This is a genomic window from Arthrobacter sp. TS-15, assembly GCF_006964045.1.
In the GTDB taxonomy this organism is placed as follows: domain Bacteria; phylum Actinomycetota; class Actinomycetes; order Actinomycetales; family Micrococcaceae; genus Arthrobacter.
This window is the reverse complement of sequence record NZ_SDXQ01000014.1, coordinates 21,352-40,219: the sequence shown is the minus strand read 5'-3', so window position 1 is coordinate 40,219 and position 18,868 is coordinate 21,352. Positions and strand designations below refer to the sequence as shown.

18 protein-coding genes are annotated in these 18,868 nt (G+C 62.2%); 12 read left to right on the top strand and 6 right to left on the bottom strand.

The features are described from left to right. The first annotated feature begins 14 nt into the window (after positions 1 to 14). The 7 genes from EU811_RS05725 to EU811_RS05695 all read left to right on the top strand — a co-directional run bounded on the left by EU811_RS05725 (position 15) and on the right by EU811_RS05695 (position 3,532). Positions 15 to 380 (top strand): hypothetical protein, encoded by a 366-nt coding sequence (locus tag EU811_RS05725; RefSeq protein ID WP_142937526.1) that lies wholly within the window; start codon positions 15 to 17, stop codon positions 378 to 380. Continuing rightward, complete coding sequence (locus EU811_RS05720) at positions 377 to 958, top strand: hypothetical protein (RefSeq protein ID WP_142937525.1); 582 nt, start codon at positions 377 to 379, stop codon at positions 956 to 958. Before EU811_RS05725 ends, EU811_RS05720 begins: the two co-directional genes overlap by 4 nt. Further along, on the top strand, positions 955 to 1,560 hold the full coding sequence (locus EU811_RS05715) for a hypothetical protein (RefSeq protein WP_142937524.1): 606 nt from the start codon (positions 955 to 957) through the stop codon (positions 1,558 to 1,560). Before EU811_RS05720 ends, EU811_RS05715 begins: the two co-directional genes overlap by 4 nt. 72 nt (positions 1,561 to 1,632) lie before the next feature. Next, on the top strand, positions 1,633 to 1,863 hold the full coding sequence (locus tag EU811_RS05710) for a CsbD family protein (protein WP_142937523.1): 231 nt from the start codon (positions 1,633 to 1,635) through the stop codon (positions 1,861 to 1,863). Between the two features lie 105 nt (positions 1,864 to 1,968). Further along, positions 1,969 to 2,553, top strand: a complete 585-nt coding sequence (locus EU811_RS05705; protein ID WP_238703312.1) for an RNA polymerase sigma factor — start codon at positions 1,969 to 1,971, stop codon at positions 2,551 to 2,553. After that, positions 2,550 to 3,185 (top strand): Asp23/Gls24 family envelope stress response protein, encoded by a 636-nt coding sequence (locus EU811_RS05700; RefSeq protein ID WP_142937521.1) that lies wholly within the window; start codon positions 2,550 to 2,552, stop codon positions 3,183 to 3,185. Before EU811_RS05705 ends, EU811_RS05700 begins: the two co-directional genes overlap by 4 nt. Continuing rightward, positions 3,182 to 3,532: a hypothetical protein gene (locus EU811_RS05695; protein WP_142937520.1), complete on the top strand. Its 351-nt coding sequence runs from the start codon at positions 3,182 to 3,184 to the stop codon at positions 3,530 to 3,532. Before EU811_RS05700 ends, EU811_RS05695 begins: the two co-directional genes overlap by 4 nt. A 23-nt stretch (positions 3,533 to 3,555) precedes the next feature. On the opposite strand, the gene EU811_RS05690 is transcribed toward EU811_RS05695, so the two are convergent. Beyond that, complete coding sequence (locus EU811_RS05690; RefSeq protein ID WP_238703311.1) at positions 3,556 to 6,396, bottom strand: beta-glucosidase; 2,841 nt, start codon at positions 6,394 to 6,396, stop codon at positions 3,556 to 3,558. Positions 6,397 to 6,836: 440 nt separating this feature from the next. Here EU811_RS05690 and EU811_RS05685 point away from each other — a divergent pair, with 440 nt between their 5' ends. The 3 genes from EU811_RS05685 to EU811_RS05675 are packed head-to-tail and all read left to right on the top strand — an operon-like array spanning position 6,837 to position 10,272. Further along, the gene (locus tag EU811_RS05685; protein ID WP_238703310.1) at positions 6,837 to 8,288 is read left to right on the top strand and encodes an extracellular solute-binding protein; all 1,452 of its coding nucleotides are present in this window, start codon (positions 6,837 to 6,839) and stop codon (positions 8,286 to 8,288) included. An 11-nt stretch (positions 8,289 to 8,299) separates the two neighbouring features. Next, a complete protein-coding gene (locus EU811_RS05680; protein WP_142937519.1) occupies positions 8,300 to 9,352 on the top strand; it encodes an ABC transporter permease in 1,053 nt (350 codons plus the stop codon). Next, on the top strand, positions 9,349 to 10,272 hold the full coding sequence (locus tag EU811_RS05675) for a carbohydrate ABC transporter permease (RefSeq protein WP_223941188.1): 924 nt from the start codon (positions 9,349 to 9,351) through the stop codon (positions 10,270 to 10,272). The genes EU811_RS05680 and EU811_RS05675 overlap by 4 nt, the downstream gene beginning before the upstream one ends. A 7-nt stretch (positions 10,273 to 10,279) precedes the next feature. Here the strand turns inward: EU811_RS05675 and EU811_RS05670 are convergent, their stop codons facing one another. Further along, positions 10,280 to 11,305, bottom strand: coding sequence for a LacI family DNA-binding transcriptional regulator (locus EU811_RS05670; RefSeq protein WP_142937518.1), 1,026 nt, complete (start codon positions 11,303 to 11,305; stop codon positions 10,280 to 10,282). Positions 11,306 to 11,331: 26 nt separating this feature from the next. On the opposite strand from EU811_RS05670, the gene EU811_RS05665 reads away from it, so the two are divergent. Both EU811_RS05665 and yicI read left to right on the top strand, forming a co-directional pair. Continuing rightward, entirely contained in the window at positions 11,332 to 13,404 is a 2,073-nt protein-coding gene (locus EU811_RS05665; RefSeq protein WP_142937517.1) for a beta-galactosidase, read from the top strand. A gap of 6 nt (positions 13,405 to 13,410) precedes the next feature. Further along, positions 13,411 to 15,588 carry an alpha-xylosidase gene (yicI, locus tag EU811_RS05660; protein ID WP_142937516.1) on the top strand — a complete coding sequence of 726 codons (2,178 nt, stop codon included), beginning with the start codon at positions 13,411 to 13,413 and terminating at the stop codon, positions 15,586 to 15,588. Between the two features lie 112 nt (positions 15,589 to 15,700). Here the strand turns inward: yicI and EU811_RS05655 are convergent, their stop codons facing one another. From EU811_RS05655 to EU811_RS05640, 4 genes are all read right to left on the bottom strand, one after another. Continuing rightward, positions 15,701 to 16,198, bottom strand: a complete 498-nt coding sequence (locus EU811_RS05655; RefSeq protein WP_142937515.1) for a hypothetical protein — start codon at positions 16,196 to 16,198, stop codon at positions 15,701 to 15,703. A 78-nt stretch (positions 16,199 to 16,276) separates the two neighbouring features. Continuing rightward, positions 16,277 to 17,182 (bottom strand): cation diffusion facilitator family transporter, encoded by a 906-nt coding sequence (locus tag EU811_RS05650; RefSeq protein ID WP_142937514.1) that lies wholly within the window; start codon positions 17,180 to 17,182, stop codon positions 16,277 to 16,279. Continuing rightward, the gene (locus EU811_RS05645) at positions 17,182 to 18,279 is read right to left on the bottom strand and encodes a DUF998 domain-containing protein (protein WP_142937513.1); all 1,098 of its coding nucleotides are present in this window, start codon (positions 18,277 to 18,279) and stop codon (positions 17,182 to 17,184) included. Before EU811_RS05645 ends, EU811_RS05650 begins: the two co-directional genes overlap by 1 nt. Further along, positions 18,276 to 18,731: a DUF7793 family protein gene (locus EU811_RS05640; protein WP_165450158.1), complete on the bottom strand. Its 456-nt coding sequence runs from the start codon at positions 18,729 to 18,731 to the stop codon at positions 18,276 to 18,278. Before EU811_RS05640 ends, EU811_RS05645 begins: the two co-directional genes overlap by 4 nt. Positions 18,732 to 18,868 lie beyond the last annotated feature (137 nt).

Genomic DNA, 18,868 nt, shown 5'->3' with positions numbered 1-18,868 from the left:
CAAGATCCGCCACCATGAGTCCCCCCACGAGGCGGCCTGACGGCAAGGAAACACGGGGCCATAACCGGATCACCCATCACGCGATCCGGCAAACCGTGGAAGCAGTCACCGCCCGGGCCTTCCGCGTCGGCAAAGACAACGTCACCGCTGCTTTGGAGGACGACGCCGGCAAACTCGGCGTCAGCGTCTCCATCAAGTTGAGGCTCGAGCCACTTTTGGAACCGCGGAACAGTAGCGGCACCATCTTCGAACGGGCTCAGCAGGCCCGCGCTGAGATCACGTCCCGGGGTACCGAACTCGCCGGACTGGAGATCGGACGGGTGGACATCCGCCTTACCGGCGGGAAACAGGAAGTGCCCAAGGAAAGGAGAGTGACATGAGCAAGGATCCACACATCCGGCGCCTGGTTCGCCGGGAAACGCACTCTTCCCGCGCCGTGCCCTCTATCCTGACGGCTTCTGTCCTGCTGGCAGCCTCGCTCTGGCTGAGCCTCGAATCCGTGCTGTGGTTACTCAAGGATCAACCCCTGCTCGTCAGCCCGGCCCAGATGCTGCGGTGGCTGGAGGAACTTCCGGGAAAGACTGTCCCGGCGGGCCTGATCGCGGCCGGCATCGGCGTGGCATTGCTCGGGCTGCTCGTCCTGGGACTCGGTGTGGGGAGGGGCCGTCGGCGCCGCCGTTCCCTGGAAAGCGACCGCGCAGCAGTAGTGGTGGACGACGACGTCATCGCAGCAGCCGTCTCCGGACGGGTTCGGCTCGCCGCCGGCCTTGCACCGGGCCAGGCGACCACCACCGTGGGCGGACGCTCAGTGCGAGTCCAAGTGCGTCCGACGTCGGGCCAACCGCTCGCGGTGGACAGGGTACGGGAAGCGGTCGACGGCGAACTGGCCGCCTACGGATTGGACCGCCGGATGACATCCGGCGTCCGGGTTCTGACGGAAGGAGCGGTGGGGCAATGAGAAACACACATCGGGGCCTCAACCGGATTTTGCTGACCCTCGTGGGGATCCTGTTGCTGGGTATTGGTGCCGCACTCATCGCGACCGGTACCCTCCCATCGGCGGCGGACATCTGGACCACCACGGCATCCTCAGTGCGGGACCAGGCCCGGAGCCTTGCCGGGACGGCACCTCTACCCGAACCGGTTCGGAGTTGGTGGCTGGTGCTGGGAGTTGCCCTGCCCTTGGTGGGCGCAGTCCTCAGCGTCGCTTGGCTGGCGAGCCAAGGCGGAGGCAAAACACCCCGCTTGGCCGAGCAATCCGACGGTACCGCCGGACGAACTGTTGTTGACGCCGGGCTGGTCTCCACCGCTATCCGGGAAGCCCTCAACGGGAACAAGGATGTGCTCTCAACCTCCGTCTCCGCTTGGGAATCACGCCGTGGCACCGCGCTCCACATCCGCCTGGAGGCCCGCAAAGGGGCATCCCCCAGGGAGCTCACGCACACGGTGGAACACCTCCTCCGGAGCACCGACTCCTGGCTGGGACATCCATTGCCCGCGCTGGTCCGGATCACCAGCGGCCCACGCACACAGATTTCCGGAACCCGTCGCGCGCGGTGACCGTCTCTCAGAATTTCCACTAAAACACGCGCGACTCAGCAGAGACCGTGCACAACAAGAAAAGGGAACACCATGGGAATCAACGACAAGATCAACAACGCAGCCACCGAGCACCTCGGTGCAGCCAAGGAAGGCGCCGGAAAGCTCACCGGAGATCAGTCGCTGGAGCGCGAAGGGCAGCACGATCAGGCACAAGCCAAGATCCAGCAGGCAGGCGAAAAGGTCAAAGACGCTGCAGCCGATATCACCGAGAACATCAAGGATGCGGCGCAGAAGCTCAAAGAAGGTTTCTCCAAAAAGTAGCTTGCGGCCCGGGACGGTTCTGCTGGCCAGCGGGACCGTCCCGCCACTGAGCATCATCAGGACCACCGAGACCTTGGACGACCATAGATGGGGAAGGCAGAAAACGTGACTGGTTCACCCGCAGCGCAGCACCAATTGGACCTGGTGCCCGATGCTCTGCTGGCCGGCCGGGCCGCAGACGGTGACACCGCAGCCTTCGAGGCACTGGCGCGGCGCCACGGCCCGTTGATGCGGGCCACGGCCCGGCGATTGACCGGCTCACAGGCAGACGCCGACGACGTCGTGCAGGAAACACTCGTCCAAGCCTGGAAGCAACTGGACAACCTCCGCGACCCCGCAGCAGTCAAGGGATGGTTGCTCAGGATTGTCGGCAGCCGCAGCATCGACCACCTCCGGAGACGCCGCAATCATGCAGGCCTCGACGCCGTGGAGAACCAGGTGGAACACGACGCCAAGCCGCAGGCAGCTGACCCCGAGCACAGCGCAGTTATCACCTCCCGCGTGGAGGCCCTAAAAGCGGCGCTCGCAAAGCTTCCCGAGGAACAACGCCGATGTTGGGTTCTTAAGGAATTCAATGACCAGAGCTACGAGGAGATCGCACTGACGTTGAATATCAGCCAAGCCAGTGTCCGCGGCCGCTTGGCCAGGGCACGGATCACCCTTGCGCGCATGATGGAGGAATGGCGATGAACACCCCCGAAGATTCCTTGGACTGCGGGCACAGCCTTGCCGAACTAAGCACTTACCTGGACACCGGAGAGATTGCAGATCCCGCCCATCTCCACTCATGCCCTGAATGCCAAGCTGGCCTGGCATCGTTGCGCCGGCTATCCCAACTGGGCAGCGAACTGCTGACGTCGGATCTGGCCGATGCAGGCTCGGGCCATGACGACTGGATGCAGTCCATCCTGGACAACCTCCGGCTGGAGCTGCGTCCAGGCAGGAGCATTCCCCTGCAGGCCGGGAACCCGAAGGACACCCTTTGGGAAACCGAGGGTTCAATCTCAGCACTCATCCGATCCGTGGCTGACGCCCTGCCTGGCACGGCCGCCGGCAAGTGCCGGTTGCATGGCGACGTCACCACACCAGGAGCCGGAATTACCGTGGACGTGGAGATAGCCGTGGTGTACGGACACCCCCTGGATGAACGTGCCGAAGAGCTGCGCCGTGAGTTGGCGCAGACGCTCGCCTTCCAAACGGAGCTGAACATCGAGACCATCAACATCACCGTGAGGGACGTTCTGGAACCGCCTTCCGCCGCAGACCAGGTTCCCTCTCCACCCACCAGCCCCGCACCCACCACTCGGGAGGATCAGCCATGACGGAACATCTGGAACCCGGGAGCATCCAATCCGCAGGTGCTTCACCCGCAGTGGCGGAGGAACTGCTCGGTGTCATCCAAGGAGTGGAGGGAGTTTCTGCCGTATATCCGGCCCAGCCCTTATGGCAGTCGATAGCGGGTGCGGCCATGGCTGCCGTGACCGGGGAGATTCTTCCCTTGGTCTCCGTCACCGGCGATGGAGACGCGCTCGCAGTCAAGGCCCGGATTGGCGTAGGCACCCTTCGCCCCGCACCCAGCGTGGCCCGCGAAGTAGCCGGCGCGGTCCGCACGCACCTGCTCCCCCGGGATGCCGCCGTCGAGGTATACGTGGTCAAGGTAGGACCCTGACCGTCTTCTCATCCACCCGGCGCTTAGGTTACCTGTAACTGCTGGACGGTTATGGCCCCTTTGAGTACCAGCCGAAGCGTCCCGCTCGCGGTCCAAGCCGGGAGAACGGAGGGGTCGACGTCGATTCCAACCTCGCCGCTGTAACCCTCCTTCAGTTGGCACTGGCCAAGATCGAGCCAGGTGTCGGCTGGCCCGGAGGTCTGCACGCTGATGCTGCAGTCACCAAAGCCCTTCCCTGTCCTGGCGGACAAGACCTCACAGTTGACTGCAGTTATTGGCAGGCCGTCCCACTTGCGGTAAACCGCCCATGCAGGTTCGAAGGGATCTGCTGGAGTGATCGCTGTACCCGAGAGGGGCTGAGAGGGCACCAGGTCAATGTTTGATTTCGTGTCGTAAAGCCGCGCCGGCACCCACGTCCCTGCTATCCGCCGGGAACGCTGTCCGCGATCCGGGACCTGAATGGCCACGCTCACTGGCAGCCTCTGGGCGGAAGAGCCCACCAGGATCCGGTACTCCCCGGGTTCCACCACCATGGCCTCCGCGACGGTACTGAACGTGGCCAACCGTTCCACAGGGATGCGCAGGGTGGCCGTTATGCGAGCGCCTGGAGCGAGTTCAACCCGCCGGTGGGCAACTAAAAGCCGCCGCGGAAAGTGGTCCTGATGGGTGGGAGCTGAGGCGTAGGCCTGCACCAACTCGTGGGCCACCCGATCTCCCTGGTTGGTGAGGGTGACGTCCACGCCGATGGTTTTGCTGGCAGGGTCGCTGCTGACAACGGCATTCGTGTACTGGACATCTCCATAGCTGAGGCCATGACCCAGCGGATAGAGCGGCTCCGCACGCGTGTACAGGTACGTGGATTCGGATCCGATGATGTCGTAGTCAAGAATGTCCGGCAGGTCCCGGTTCCGGGCGAACCACGTTTGCGGGAGGCGTCCCGTGGGTTCGGCGTCTCCGCTGAGCACGTCCACCACCCCCGGACCCAGTTCCTGGCCCCCGTGCGATGTCCAGGCGATAGCGGGGAGATCGGCCAAATCACCCAGTGCATAGGGATAAGAGGAGACAACAAGCAGGATGGTTTTGGGATTCGCATCCTGCACGATCCTGACGAGTTCCTGCTCGGACTGCGGCAGGTCCAAGGATTCCCGATCCTGGGTTTCCCTCCCGCCAAGGTGGGGATCGTTGCCTACTACTACCACTGCCACATCTGATGAAGCGGCCGCAGCATGCGCTGCATGGTGCCCGGATTTGATGGTTCTGACCACAAAGCGATCAGCGGCGGCTTCCACCCCGGAGGCCAGCACCAAACTCCCTGTCCCTGACTCGACGCGCACCCATTGGGAGGAGGCAACGTGCTGGATGGCAACGGTTCCGTCGTGGGAATGCACCAGGCGGAAGGTTTCCTGCACCACCCACCCTCCGATTCGATCCGCCGAAGCCCTGAGGTAGTTGTCGGTGCCGGCTGCGACAAAACGCCCGGTCAAACTTGACTGAAGACTGAACTCGCCGCTCCCCCAGTCCTTCAGCGTGAAGTGTTCCCCAACAGCTGGTGAGGTTGTGTCCGCGACCAGGACGCCGCCGTCGTCGTCGGTGGTTTCCGACGGCGACGGCAGCCCCAGGTAGGTGCCTGTACGGACGCTTCGCAGGGTTATAACGTCCAGGCCGTCCTCAGCTATGACGTCCTGGTAACGCCGGGAAAGAGCCTCTGCTATGCCACACTCGTTCTGCAAGGTGCCGCTGTACCAGTCACTCAGGACGCGCTGGCCCAAGGTTCCAATGACGGCAATGGACCCAGGGTTGTTCCCCAGTGGGAGCAGGTGGGGATCCGGCTGATTACGCAGCAAGACCACGGACTTCCGGGCAGCTTCGCGGGCCAGGGCCACGGTTGCAGCCGCATCGCTCTCCCCTGCGCTGGTCGAAGAAGAGCCGTGATGGTCGCCGAATTCTCCCGTCCTGGCGCGGAGCGTGAGGAGCCTGAGCACGCTTCGGTCAAGGTCATCCACCGTCAGCAGGCCCCGTTCCAAGGCGTCCTCAAGGTAAGACACTGACGGGCCCGGGTTGTCGCCGTCGTCAGTGAAGTTATCCACCCCTGCCTTGAGCGCGGCAGCGTAGGCGGACGCGCCGTCGGGAAAGTACTTCTCGGCGCGGAAGAGTGCGGAGGGCGCACCTGCGTCACTCACCACAACCACCGAGCCGCCGTTGGTCCATGTCCGCAGATGCTTGTTGACCAGGTCCGAGACGTGGGCCGGGCGTCCGTTGACCAGGTTATAGGAGAGCATTACCGCTCCAGCTACGCCGTCCTCGATGGGTTGCCGATATGCCGGCAACTCGTATTCGTGCAGGACCCTGTCGCTGAGGTTGCTGGAGGTGAGGCTGCGATCGTGCTCGTTGTTATAGCCAAGGAAATGCTTCAAGGTGGGCACCGTCAACCAGGTCCCGGCATCGGCTCCTTTGAGTCCTGCGCAAAAGGCGCTGGCAAACCGGGCAGTCAGGTGCGGGTCCTCGGAAAAGCCTTCCTCGTTCCTCCCCCATAGCGGGTGTCGCAGCGGGTTGACCACGGGGGCCCACACGTTGAGGCTGACGCTGGGGTCCATTTCCTTTTTTGCTTTGACCTCGCGCCCTATGGCTTCGCCCACCCGGGTGATGAGGTCCTCGTCCCATGTTGCAGCCAACCCTACGGGCTGCGGGAAGACGGTTGCCGGTCCAAGCCACGCCACACCATGGGCAGCTTCGGTGCCTGTCCTGAAAGGTGCCAGGGCAAGCTCGGGAACCGCGGGGGCATGCTGATGGAGCATGGCGATCTTTTGCTCCAGCGTCAGGAGGCGGAGCAGGTGTTGCGCTGCCTGGACATGGCTTTTAGTCACGAAGAGTGTCCTGTCATTGACTGTTGAATCGCTTCTACGAATGGGCGTCGAACTTCAGTGTTCCATCAGCTCACTGTGATGTGCAACACCCAAACCATTGCGTCAAAGTCAGCGAATAGCCTAGGGTGGACGCAATCGAAGCGTTTCGACAGTTCTTGCAATGAATTCATCACAAAGGAGTGTTTCATGCTTGGTTCCAACACGCCGCCGTTTAAGACTTTCCGGGAAAAACGCTCGGAAGCACCACCTCGCGGAACGGGGGCAATCAACGTCAACCGCCGGTCCTTCCTGGGCGTCCTTGGCGGCGCGGTATTTCTGGCAGCTGCACCGTCAGCCCTCACAGCCTGCAGCCCGGAGCGTCCGCACCCCTTGCCACAACTTCCGGTGGTCTGGCCGAGGCAGTCGCCAAACTGGTCCCGAGCTACATTCCGCTGGATCTGGTGAAGCCGGACATTCCCTCAGTCAAGGGATCCACCCCCGGATTTACCACGCTCCCGGCCACCCTGGTTAAGTCCGTGAAGGACACGCCCGGCAAGGGAGGCACCTATACAGCCATGACACCTGCATGGTGGGCAATCCCGCCGTCCCTGCCGGAGAACAGCTACTACAAAGCCGTGAATGCCGAGCTCGGAACCACCATCAACTTCCAGGTCAACGACGGCAATAGTTATGCAGACAAGATTCAAACCGTCCTCGCCTCGCCCAAGGACGTCCCGGATTGGGTAGTCATACCCTCCTGGAACCTGCCGCCGCGATTCGGTCAGGCGGCCAAGGGCATCTTCACCGACCTGTCAGAGTTCCTGGCCGGGGACAAAGTGAAGAAATACCCCAACCTTGCCAACATCCCCACTGCCTCGTGGAAACTGGGCTGCTTCGATGGCGGCCTCTACGGACTTCCCTACCCCGGCGCCCTGATCTCCGACGCCATCTTCTACCGGGCAGACATCTTCGAGCAGCTGGGAGTGGAACCGCCAAAGTCTGCCGACGACTACCTCAAGGTGGCCAAGCAGCTGACGGATCCAGCCAAGAACCGCTGGGGTTCGGAGGACGTGTGGAACGGCGCCCAGATCATTCACGGAGTGGTTCCCAAATGGAAGCAAGTGGACGGAAAGCTCCAGAACAAATTCGAAACGGACGAATACCGCGCTGCGTTGGAGTGGACTGCCAAGCTCTTCGCGGACGGTTCGGTGCACCCGGACGCCGTGGCCGGCAACGCCCAGCAATCCAAGCAGCGCTTCGAGTCCGGCGCATCGCTCATGGCATCGGACGGCGTAGGTGGCTGGCACGAAGCACTGGCCCGGGTCCTGCCCTCCAACCCGGGTTTCAAAATGCTCCCCATGGACTACTTCGCACCCGACGGCGGGGCGCCCACCCTGTTCCGTGCCCAGCCGGCAGCAATCTTCAGCTTCATCAAGAAAACCGATGACCCCGCCAAGGTGGAGGAGCTGCTCGCATTGGCCAACTTCATTGCTGCCCCCTTTGGAACACAGGAAAACCGGCTGATCACCAGCGGCGTGGAAGGCGTGCACTACACCAAGGACTCCCAGGGCATCCCTAAAATGACTGAAAAGGGAAGCCAGGAAGTTACCAGTACTTACGCCTTCCTTGTGGCGGGCCCGATCGTCAATTCCATGGTCCAGTACCCGGGACTCGTAGAAGCCCAGTCCGGATGGGAGGCCCGCCAGGCACCCCATGTGACGGAGGATGCTTTCTTCGGTATGCAGATTGAGGAACCCACCAAGTTCGCCTCATTGGGTAAGCCCTTCAACGACCTCGCCAAAGACATCGTCCGGGGCCGCAAGAGCATTAAGGACCTGGACAGCGAAGTGGCCTCCTGGCGGAGCAAGGGTGGAGACGAACTGCGCGACTTCTACGCCGGCTTCCTGGCCTAGGACGGCACTCCATGACTATCGAAACCGAAAAACCCTCGCCCTCAGCGGGAGGCGATAAAACGGCAGCCCACAGCAGCGGGTCAGCCAGGGAACCCCAGACCGGCAAGAAATCACAGACCGGAAAGCGCCTGCAGGAGCAGGTGTCCGGACGACCCCGGGCCGGCAGGCTGGCCCGATTCAAGCGCGACCGGTCGTTGGTGTTCATGGCCTTGCCCGCGGTCCTCCTATTGGCCGTATTCGCCTACCTCCCCATGCTCGGTAACGTGGTGGCGTTCCAGGATTACTCCCCCTTCATAGGCTTCGCCGACAGCCCATGGGTTGGCCTGGATAACTTCTCCAGGGTCTTTGGCGATCCCGATTTCTGGATGGCCGTCAAAAACACCCTGGTCATCACTGCCTTTCAGCTGGTCTTCTTCTTTCCCATTCCCATCGCTCTGGCCATTCTGCTGAATTCGCTGATCAACCCCAGGCTGCGCGCAGCCATCCAGGCCGTGGTGTACCTGCCACACTTCTTCTCGTGGGTTTTGGTGGTCTCGGTATTCCAGCAAATCTTCGGCGGCGCCGGCCTGTTGAACCAGTCCCTGCGCGCCAACGGCTGGGAGGCCGTTGACGTCATGACCAACCCGGATACCTTCCTCTTCCTGATCACCTCCCAAGCCATCTGGAAGGACGCCGGGTGGGGCATCATCGTGTTCCTCGCTGCGCTGAGCGCCATTGATCCCGCCCAATACGAGGCGGCTGCAGTGGACGGCGCCGGCCCGTGGAAGCGCATGTGGCACGTCACCCTGCCGGGGCTCCGAAGCGTGATCGTCCTGCTGTTGATCCTGAGGCTGGGAGATTCCCTGTCCGTGGGCTTTGAGCAACTCATCCTTCAGCGGGACGCCGTGGGTGCCGGGGCAGCGGAGGTGCTGGACACGTTCGTCTACTACACCGGCGTGCAGAACGGCGATTGGAGTTATGCAGCCGCGGCCGGCCTCATCAAAGGCGTTATCAGCCTGGCCCTGATCCTTGCGGCGAACAAAGTCGCCCACATATTTGGCGAGAGCGGTGTGTATTCAAAGTGAGCATCCTGGTCAGAAATACCAGAAAACCGGACAGCATCTCCCAACGCGCAGCCTGGGAGGAGGAACCCGGCGTAGTGGCGAAGGCCGGGAAGTTCCTGATTCTCGGCGCTGTGGTCCTGGCCGTGCTGGGGCCGCTGTACACCATTGTGCTGACCAGCGTTTCTTCCCAGGCCACCATCACGCAAGCCGGTGGTTTGGTGTTGATCCCGGGGGAAATCACCTTTGCCGCGTATCAACAGATCCTCAGCGGCGGGGTGGTCACCAGGGCCGTCCTGGTCAGTGTGGGCGTCACAGCGACGGGAACGGCATTGAGCATGGTGGTTTCGGTGCTGTGCGCCTATGGGTTGTCGCGTCCGGGCTCGTTCGCACACACACCCATCCTGTTCACGCTGCTGATCACCATGTTCTTCAGCGCGGGAATCATTCCGGCCTATCTGCTGGTGTCCAGCCTGGGCCTGATCAACACATACTGGGCGCTGATCCTGCCCAGCTGTATCTCCGTTTTCAACATCATCATCCTCCGCGGGTTCTTCATGGGCATTGACCGCGGCATCCTGGACAGCGCGCGCATGGACGGCGCCAGCGACTGGCGGACGCTCACGCAGATTGTGCTGCCCATGTCCAAAGCTGTCACCGCCGTCATTGCCCTCTTCTATGGGGTTGGCTATTGGAACGCTTTCTTCAACGCCGTCCTCTACATCAACGACAGCGCCATGAATCCGCTCCAGGTGGTGCTGCGTTCCTACGTCCTTCAGGGCGTGACGGTGCCTGGGCAGATCGACGTGGGACAGGGCGCAGCTGCTTCGCCGGCACTTCAAATGGCCGTCATTGTGCTGGCCATGGTGCCGATCCTGCTTGTTTATCCGTTTGTTCAGAAGCACTTCACCAAGGGCGTCATGATCGGTGCGGTCAAGGGATGACTGGGGTTCAGGGAGCTTCGGCCGTTGTCTCGCCCGGCGTCAAGGATGGCGCAATAAGCCTCAGTTCTGCGGGCTTGTCACGGCTCAGCCGATCCATCACCATTTCCACTGCGGACCGCCCAATGTCCATGGCCGGAATGGATACGGCGGTCCACGGGCGGGCTGCCGCTTTGGCTACATCTGCCGGCGCAATGACAACCACTGAGATGTCCTTGGGAATGGCCAGGCCCCGGAGTGAAAGCTCTTCCCGGAGCATGGGAAGCAGGGCCTCGTTGTGCACCACCAGCGCAGTGGCCGGATGTTTTCCGGTGAAGATGGCGTCCAGGGACTCTGCCAGCTGCGGGGAATCCGCCTCACATGCCACGGCCCGGCCGGTGGCGCCAAAACTGTTTGCGGCGTCGGTGAACCCCTGCAAGGCGCGGTCTGCATACGTGGCGTGGCGTTTCAGGGAGGCAGGCGGTGAGCCGATGAACGCGATGCTTCGGTGCCCCAGGTCCCAGAGATGGCGGACCGCCAGCCGGGATGCGCCGGAGAAATCGAAGTCCACACAGCTCAGCCCCCGCGGCTCGTCCGGCATGCCGATCAGGACCGCTGGCTTCTGCAAACGGGCCAGGACGGGAATACGGGGATCGCGGGCTTCGATGTCCATCATCAACAACCCGTCCACCATCGATTGCGAAGTGACTCGTTCGATGCTTCCGGGGTCGTCCTGCGTCAACAGCAGGACATCCTGGTTGAAGGTCCGGGCAGTGGTTACCACGGCGGTCACGAACTGCATCACCACGCCAACGTTCACGTCCGGCCGGAGCGGAACCACCAACCCCAAAACGTTGGACCGGCTTGAGGCCAAGGCCCGGGCGCTGGACCGGGGACTGTAATTCAACCGCGCCATGGCGGCCTCAACGACGTCGCGTGTTTCTTTCGAAATAGTCCGCTTACCACTCATCACATAAGACACCGTGCTGGTGGATACCCCGGCCTCCCGGGCGACATCGGTGATGGTCGCACTTGTTGAAGCCCTTCGATTATCCATAGCCACCATTTAACCAAGGAAAAAGAATGCAACTCCGTAGCCACGGCCTGAAAAACGTGACTGATGGGACCGGCCTGCTCTTCGGCGCGGACTACAACCCCGAACAATGGCCGGAAGAGACCTGGCCGGAAGACATAGCCCTCATGAAGCGGGCAGGCATCAACATAGTGACCGTTGGGGTGTTCAGCTGGGCCCGGCTCCAGCCCGAAGAAGGGCAGTGGAACTTCGGCTGGCTGGACCGTCTCCTGGACTTGTTGGCTGACAACGGAATCCGTGTTTGCCTGGCAACACCCACCGCTTCCCCGCCCCCATGGCTGGGCCACCAACACCCTGATTCGCTCCCCACCACCGCGGACGGCACCACGCTCTGGTACGGCTCCAGGAACCAGTTCTCGCCGTCATCCTCCGCCTACCGTGCAGCGGCGTTGGCCGTCACCTCCCGGCTCGCCGCGCGCTACGCGGCCCACCCAGCCGTTGCCATGTGGCATGTGGGCAACGAGCTGGGTCAAATCAGTTACGACGACGAAACGGCCGTGGCGTTCAGGTCATGGCTGCTGCGCCGCTACGGATCCCTCGACGCCGTCAACTCGGCGTGGGGGACGGCTTTCTGGAGTCAGGGCTACGGCAGTTGGGAAGAGATCCTTCCGCCGCGTGCCGCGCCGTACATGCATAATCCCACCCAGGTCCTCGACTTCCACCGGTTCACCTCAGAGGCTCTCCTCGAGTTGTTCGTGGCGGAACGTGATGTGATCCGAAACCATGCCGAGCAGCCGGTCACCACCAACCTGATGGGCTTCTTCCGGGGTGCTGACTACTTTCGTTTTGCGCAGGAAACAGACTTCATTGGCAACAACCACTACGTTGATCCGGCAGAGCCGCAATCTTGGGAAACCGCAGCGCTCACCCACGATCTTTGCCGGGGCCTGGCCGGGGGTGCGCCGTGGATGCTGATGGAGTCGGCAACCTCGGCGGTCAGTTGGCGCGGTCACAACGTGCCCAAGGACCCGGGCGCCCTCCGCGTGGACTCACTGGCAGCTGTCGCACGGGGCTCCGATGCCGTGTGCTACTTCCAATTCCGCCAGTCCGCCTTCGGAGCCGAACGCTTCCACTCCGCAATGGTTCCCCTTGCGGGAGCAGACACGAGGGTGTTCCGCGAAGTTTGTAACCTGGGTTCAGACCTTCAAGAGCTTCGCCTTCTGGCAGGCACCCCTGCTCACGCACGGATTGCAGTCTTGTTCGACTGGGACAGTTGGTGGGCTTCGGAATCACCGGACCGCCCCAGCAACCGGCTGGGTGTCATGGACCAGATGCTCGCGTATTACCGGCCCCTGCTCCGGCGCGGGCACTGCGTGGAAGTCATCCACCCCTCAAGCCGCCTGGGACGTTACGATCTGGTGCTGGCACCGAGCCTGTTCCTGCTGACCGAAAAGGACGCTGAAGCACTGGACGCGTGGGTACGCGCGGGGGGCACCGCCGTAGTAGGTCCCTTTAGTGGAGTGGCCGATGCCAACGGCCATCTTCGGAACGGCCGCCACCCGGCAGTGCTCGCGGACCTGCTGGGAGTGACAGGGGAAGAGTGGCGCCCGTTAGCCAGCCCGGTGCGCCTGGCATTCGGCCAGGGCGTCGCGATGGACGCAGAGGCGCTCAGCTGGTCCGAGGACCTCCGCATCCACTCAGGCAGCGCCTCACCCGTGGCGTCCTTCGCCGCCGGCCCATTGTCCGGCCAGCCGGCGGTGGTGCGTAACAACCACGGCAAGGGGTGGAGCTGGTATGCCGGAGCCGACCTGCCCGAGGACGCCGTGGATGTAGTGGTCGAGGGCGCGCTACGGGATGCAGGAATCGCCTCTGTGGTGGCCGGGAAACTGCCGGCCGACGTCGAACTCGTCCAGCGCGGCGACTACCTTTTCCTGCTCAACCATGGGGACGGGAGCCGCCACATAGAACTCAACCAGCACATGAGAGCCAACGGACCCTCCATAGACATGCTCACAGGCACCAGCCACGAGGCGGAACTGACGCTTCCTCCCTACGGAGTCCTGGTCCTGAAATGCGGCCCGACTACCCAAAACCCGCACTCGCCACAAAAGAACGGAAACTGAGTCACCATGAAATTCACTGACGGATATTGGCTCTACCGCAAGGGCTTTTCCGCCCTGCGCCCGCAAGACGTCTCTGATGTGGTGGTCAATGAAGATGCCTTGACGGTTTACGCCCCTACCAAGCGCATCGCCACCCGCGGGGACGCGTTGAACCTTCCCCAGATCACCGTCACTTTCGACGCCCCGATGCCCGACGTGATCGGGGTGACCATTGAGCATTTCCAAGGCGGTTTGGACAAGGGGCCCAGGTTCGAGGTCAAGCACGACGGCGCCGCACCAACCTTCCGGGTCGATGAAGACTCCGCGCACATCACCTCGGGAGGCCTCACGGCCACAATCAACACCCGTGGGGACTGGGGCGTCGATTTCTTCGGCGACGGCCGCTTACTGACCAGTTCCACGCCCAGAAGTGTAGGGGTCATTACGGACGATCAGGGGCGGACCTTCGTCCATGAGCAACTCAGTCTGGGTGTTGGGACCAACATTTATGGATTGGGCGAGCGCTTCGGCGCCTTCGTCAAGAACGGTCAATCCGTGGATATCTGGAATGAGGATGGCGGAACGTCCAGCGATCTTGCCTACAAGAACGTCCCATTCTTCATGACCAATGACGGCTATGGCGTGTTCGTGAACCACCCGGAGTTGGTTTCGTTCGAAGTTGGCTCGGAGGTGGTCTCCAGGACCCAGTTCAGTGTGGAGGGCCAGAGGCTGCAGTACTACATCATCCATGGGCCCTCCCCTAAGGACATCATCCGCCGGTACACCGAACTGACGGGCCGGCCGTCCCGAATCCCGGCATGGTCCTACGGTTTGTGGCTGTCCACGTCATTCACCACGGACTATGACGAGAAAACAGTGACCTCGTTCATTGACGGAATGGAGCAGCGGAAACTTCCGTTGTCGGTGTTCCATTTTGACTGCCATTGGATGCGTTCCTTCCATTGGAGCGACTTCATCTGGGATCCGGCCACGTTCCCTGACCCTGAGGGAATGCTTCAACGCCTGCATGATCGTGGACTCAAGGTCTGTGTGTGGATCAACCCCTACATCGCCCAACGTTCACATCTCTTCCGTGAGGGTGCCGATCTGGGCTACCTGGTGAGGCGTCCGGATGGTTCGGTGTGGCAGTGGGACATGTGGCAGGCGGGCATGGGTCTTGTGGACTTCACCAACGCCGATGCGGTGCGCTGGTATCAGGACAAGCTGCGGGTGCTGCTGGACCAGGGGGTTGACTCCTTCAAAACGGACTTCGGCGAGCGCATTCCCACCGATGTTGCCTGGCACGACGGCTCTGATCCGCAGAAGATGCACAACTACTACTCCCAGCTGTACAACCGCGCGGTCTTTGATCTGCTGAAGAAAGAACTGGGCGAAGGTGAAGCCGTAGTGTTCGCCCGTTCCGCAACTGCCGGCGGCCAGACCATGCCGGTGCACTGGGGCGGAGATTGCGAATCTACGTTTGCGGCCATGGCAGAGTCGTTGCGCGGCGGCCTTTCCCTTGCGGCCTCCGGATTTTCGTTCTGGAGCCACGACATTGGAGGCTTCGAGGGGACGCCTGAACCGGAAATCTTCAAACGCTGGATCGCTTTCGGACTCCTTTCCTCCCATTCGCGACTCCATGGCTCCAATTCCTACCGCGTTCCCTGGCTGGTGGACGAGGAGTCCGTGGAGGTTCTCCGACACTTCACCGAGCAGAAAATGCGTCTGATGCCCTATTTGCAGATGGCGGCAGAAGAAGCATATTCGCAAGGCATTCCGCTGATGCGCCCCATGTTCCTGGAGTTCCCGGAGGACCCCGGCTGCGCACCTTTGGACCGGCAGTACATGCTGGGGCCGGATCTCCTGGTTGCTCCGGTCATGAATCCGGGCGGCGAGGTTTCCTTCTATCTTCCCGAGGGCACATGGACGCATCTTCAGACGGGAGAAACCCTGAACGGTCCGCGCTGGCATCACAAGGCGTACACCGTGATGGACGCGGCGGTGTGGGTACGGGAGGCCGCTGTCATTCCGATCGGCACGGTATCCAACCGACCCGACTACGACTGGGGCCAAGACGTGGAATTCCACGCCTTCGCGGCCCCCGACGGTCTTGAGCGCAGAGTGCGGGTGCCTTCGCCGGATGGAAGCAGCAGGGTTTTCACGGTGCGTGTTCAGGACGGAAAAGTCACGGCAACGCTCCTCTGACGGTCAGCTTGCACCGCTTTGATTCGCTGCGGCACCGCAGCGGCACCGCAGCAAACGTACGACGGCGACCTCCCGCCGTCGTACGTTTGCTGCTGATAACCGGTGACCGGCTTTAGCGCGCATCCTTCTTGGCTTGGCGCTGGGCTCCTTGGGACCGGCTGGAGGCGTCGCGTTTCACGCCGCCGGTCGTCTTCTGGTGGGACCGGCTCCGTCCGGGACCGGTTCCTGACCTGGCACCGGCACCCACGGAATCCGGCCCCGTTGACTTCCCGGCACTGGCGCGTTCCAGGCGCTCATGCTTGAGGGCTTCGGCGGCTTCGTGAGCTACACGGGCGAGTTCGTTGCTCACGATCGAAAGGGCTTCCTCGAACACGAAGGCCCGTGCCCTGGCTTTGTCCGATTTGTTGGAAGCAGCTCCGCGCCCGCCGGCCTCCAAGACCTCGTCAGCGGCTTTACGCCGGTAATTGGTGGTGTATTTGTTGCGGGCCCGCCGCACCCGTTTGTGCAACTTCAGCAGGCCGTCCTCGTCAAGGAGTTCGAGCCTGGCCGGCTCCAACTCCCGAATCAAATCCAGTTGATCTTCCTTCAACACCCACAGATATTGGTCCATTGGCCGATACTTGCATACCTCAATGACGGGGGAAAGAGGTTATCGAGTTATCACTCGAAGCAGGCGAGGACTCTGTGATTATTCGAAGAGATCCGGGGCTGCCGTCAGCGCAACGTAGGCCCACACATCAAGGCCGAGGGGCTCCAGTGCTTTGACAACCGCCCGCCGGACGGCATCTTCCTCGCCCACGTTCCAGTCAGTTCCCGCCACCACGAAATCTACTTCCACGTAGAGCTTTCGCCCCACTTTTCCGGATCGAATAAGCGGTTTTTGCAGCCCGAATTCTTGCCGCACGGCCTGAACTGCATCAGTGATGGCTGCGTCCAGTTCCTTGGACGGTGCACCTTCGAGGAGTTCGTTCAAACCGGTCCGGATCAGTCCCACGGGAATGTAGGCCAGGATCAGGCAGGCAACAAGCACCAGGACCGGATCAACGTAGAGGGCAACATCGTCCAGGCCAAGGCCCTGCAGGACCAACGCCACCACAGCACCCAGTACCATCATGACGCTCAGGATTGCCCCGGCGCGCCACTGCGCAATTTCTGCAACCACCAGATCCGAATCAGGTGCCGCCCGCCCCATCCACCAGACAAGCGCGAACCCAATCGCCGCGGTGATGACCCCATAAACAGCAATAATGGCGGCGCTGACCGGAGAACCGCCGTCGCGAATGATTACCACAGCGTCACCTGCCGCGACCAGCAGCGTTCCGGCCACCGCCAGGCCCTGGATGAGCACCACCAACGGGGTGAAGGCATCCCGTCCGAAAGGGAAGCGACGTGTGGGTCCGCCTGCGGACGCAGACGACGCTTTCAAGGAGATCGCTGTAAGTATCAACCCGATCCCCATGTAGGCACCGTCGAACACAATGATCCTTGTCCCGCTGAGGACCCCCAGCATGATGGCCCCGGCCGCCGAGCCAACGGACACCCACAACGAAATCCCCAGGGCCCTCCGCTCTGCCCCCACCTCTCCGGCCGACATCAGTTGCTACCCGTGGCGAGGGCGTCCAGCAGACGGATGAACACGGCGATCCAGCCGTAGATGATCACAAAAGCGACCAGCTCAAAAGCGGTCAGGTTGAAATAGCCCACCGGGAAGAACAGCACGAGCGAGACGATCAGGGCGGCCAGAAAGCCCCCGCACACCAAGAAGAAGCGGCCCGGCAGCCCCCTCAGAATGAACGGGGAGGCCAGTAGCAGCAGAATGAAGACCACGGCCATACCTGAAGCAAACAGCGTATGGATCAGGAAACTGACGGATAGCGGCACAACCCCTACGCCGGCCAGCAGCAGTCCCATGGCAACGAACGCGCCGGAGCAGAGGCCCGCACTCCACCGGTGCACCAGCACACCGCGCGCGATCAGCGACTTCAGATCCCGGTCCAGGTACACGGCGAACGTGGTGATGAAGAAGCCCGCAACGATCAACGACAGGTTGAACAGGCCACTGGACGCCCCGCCCAGTGTGCCGAGCTGGCTGAAATGGTACTCCCACCATTTGGGATCCTGCGACGTCGCCATGCTCGCCACAATGCTCATGACCATGAACAGGACCAGCAGCCCTGACAGTTTCCGGGTGCTGATGTCCGCCACGGAAAGGTAAATCCAGTAGACGGCAAGACCGGAGGCCACCGCCATCCCCACTGTCGCCGCATAGATGTCCACGGTGAGGCCTTGGAAGCTGCGTTGCAACAACAGGAACGAGGAAACGGTGGCGATCGCTGCGATCAGCGCGTGGACCAAGGCAACAGTGGACGCATCCACGATGAACTTCCAGGGAGGCAGGCCCAGCCGCCAGTGCTGGTCCGGAAGGTACCGCGAGCGCCAGTAGCCAATGTACGCCGCAGCCATCCCGAGCACCAGAATGGCACCCGCGGAGATGAGGCCCAGGGAAACGCCACCCCACAAGGGCGGCGTCCGGCCAAAGAAGATCAGCAATGCTGCCAGGCCTGCCACCACCGCCGCGGAGGATGCGGCCAGGAGCGCCTCGGATTCGGTTGCCATCCGGTTCTGCGGGGCTGGGTGGACGGGTGACGGCGTTTCAGAGGTGCTTCTTCTCGCTGCTGCCGGTTGGGTCATAGTGCGGCTCCTCCCAAAGAACCTGAACCGCCCTTCCGCTGATCCATGGCATGCTGAGCCGTGGCATTTCGATGAGCAGTTTGCTGCTCCGGTTCCACGAGCCACGCCATGGCTTCGGCCTCGGAGGAAAAGAACCGGGTGGGGCAGGGTGCCGGTTGGGCGGCCAGCTGATAATCCACCAGCATTCGGTCAACCGCGTTTTCGCCCAGCAACGCGATCCTGGATGCCGCGCAGGGCTCTACGAAAACGTCCCGCGCGGCCCGGCTCAAATGGCTCGTTTTAGCCATTCTGACCAGCAGGGGGTAGCGATTACCGGCAGCGAACTCGTTGACCGCGTCCACGGCTGCCCGGGCATTCTCGGCTTCGATCCGGGCTCCCGGAGCCCACGCCAATGACAGGACATTGTCCGGCTCAAGCTGGAGCGTGTAATCGACGTGGTTCGCCTCAGCCATAGAACCGTCTCCATCTCTGCAAATACGCAGGACTGCCCGCGGGCCACGGACTGACTCCACCCTGCACCACGCGGCAATCATCCCGTCTCATCCGAATAGAGTGATCTTTGCCGTGAATGTGGGGATGTTCCGCATCC

Coding starts and splice junctions, on each gene's coding strand:
- EU811_RS05725 (WP_142937526.1), top strand. CDS start 15: ATGAGTCCCCCCACGAGGCGGCCTGACGGCAAGGAAACACGGGGCCAT.
- EU811_RS05720 (WP_142937525.1), top strand. CDS start 377: ATGAGCAAGGATCCACACATCCGGCGCCTGGTTCGCCGGGAAACGCAC.
- EU811_RS05715 (WP_142937524.1), top strand. CDS start 955: ATGAGAAACACACATCGGGGCCTCAACCGGATTTTGCTGACCCTCGTG.
- EU811_RS05710 (WP_142937523.1), top strand. CDS start 1,633: ATGGGAATCAACGACAAGATCAACAACGCAGCCACCGAGCACCTCGGT.
- EU811_RS05700 (WP_142937521.1), top strand. CDS start 2,550: ATGAACACCCCCGAAGATTCCTTGGACTGCGGGCACAGCCTTGCCGAA.
- EU811_RS05695 (WP_142937520.1), top strand. CDS start 3,182: ATGACGGAACATCTGGAACCCGGGAGCATCCAATCCGCAGGTGCTTCA.
- EU811_RS05680 (WP_142937519.1), top strand. CDS start 8,300: ATGACTATCGAAACCGAAAAACCCTCGCCCTCAGCGGGAGGCGATAAA.
- EU811_RS05670 (WP_142937518.1), bottom strand. CDS start 11,305: ATGGATAATCGAAGGGCTTCAACAAGTGCGACCATCACCGATGTCGCC.
- EU811_RS05665 (WP_142937517.1), top strand. CDS start 11,332: ATGCAACTCCGTAGCCACGGCCTGAAAAACGTGACTGATGGGACCGGC.
- yicI (WP_142937516.1), top strand. CDS start 13,411: ATGAAATTCACTGACGGATATTGGCTCTACCGCAAGGGCTTTTCCGCC.
- EU811_RS05655 (WP_142937515.1), bottom strand. CDS start 16,198: ATGGACCAATATCTGTGGGTGTTGAAGGAAGATCAACTGGATTTGATT.
- EU811_RS05650 (WP_142937514.1), bottom strand. CDS start 17,182: ATGTCGGCCGGAGAGGTGGGGGCAGAGCGGAGGGCCCTGGGGATTTCG.
- EU811_RS05645 (WP_142937513.1), bottom strand. CDS start 18,279: ATGACCCAACCGGCAGCAGCGAGAAGAAGCACCTCTGAAACGCCGTCA.
- EU811_RS05640 (WP_165450158.1), bottom strand. CDS start 18,731: ATGGCTGAGGCGAACCACGTCGATTACACGCTCCAGCTTGAGCCGGAC.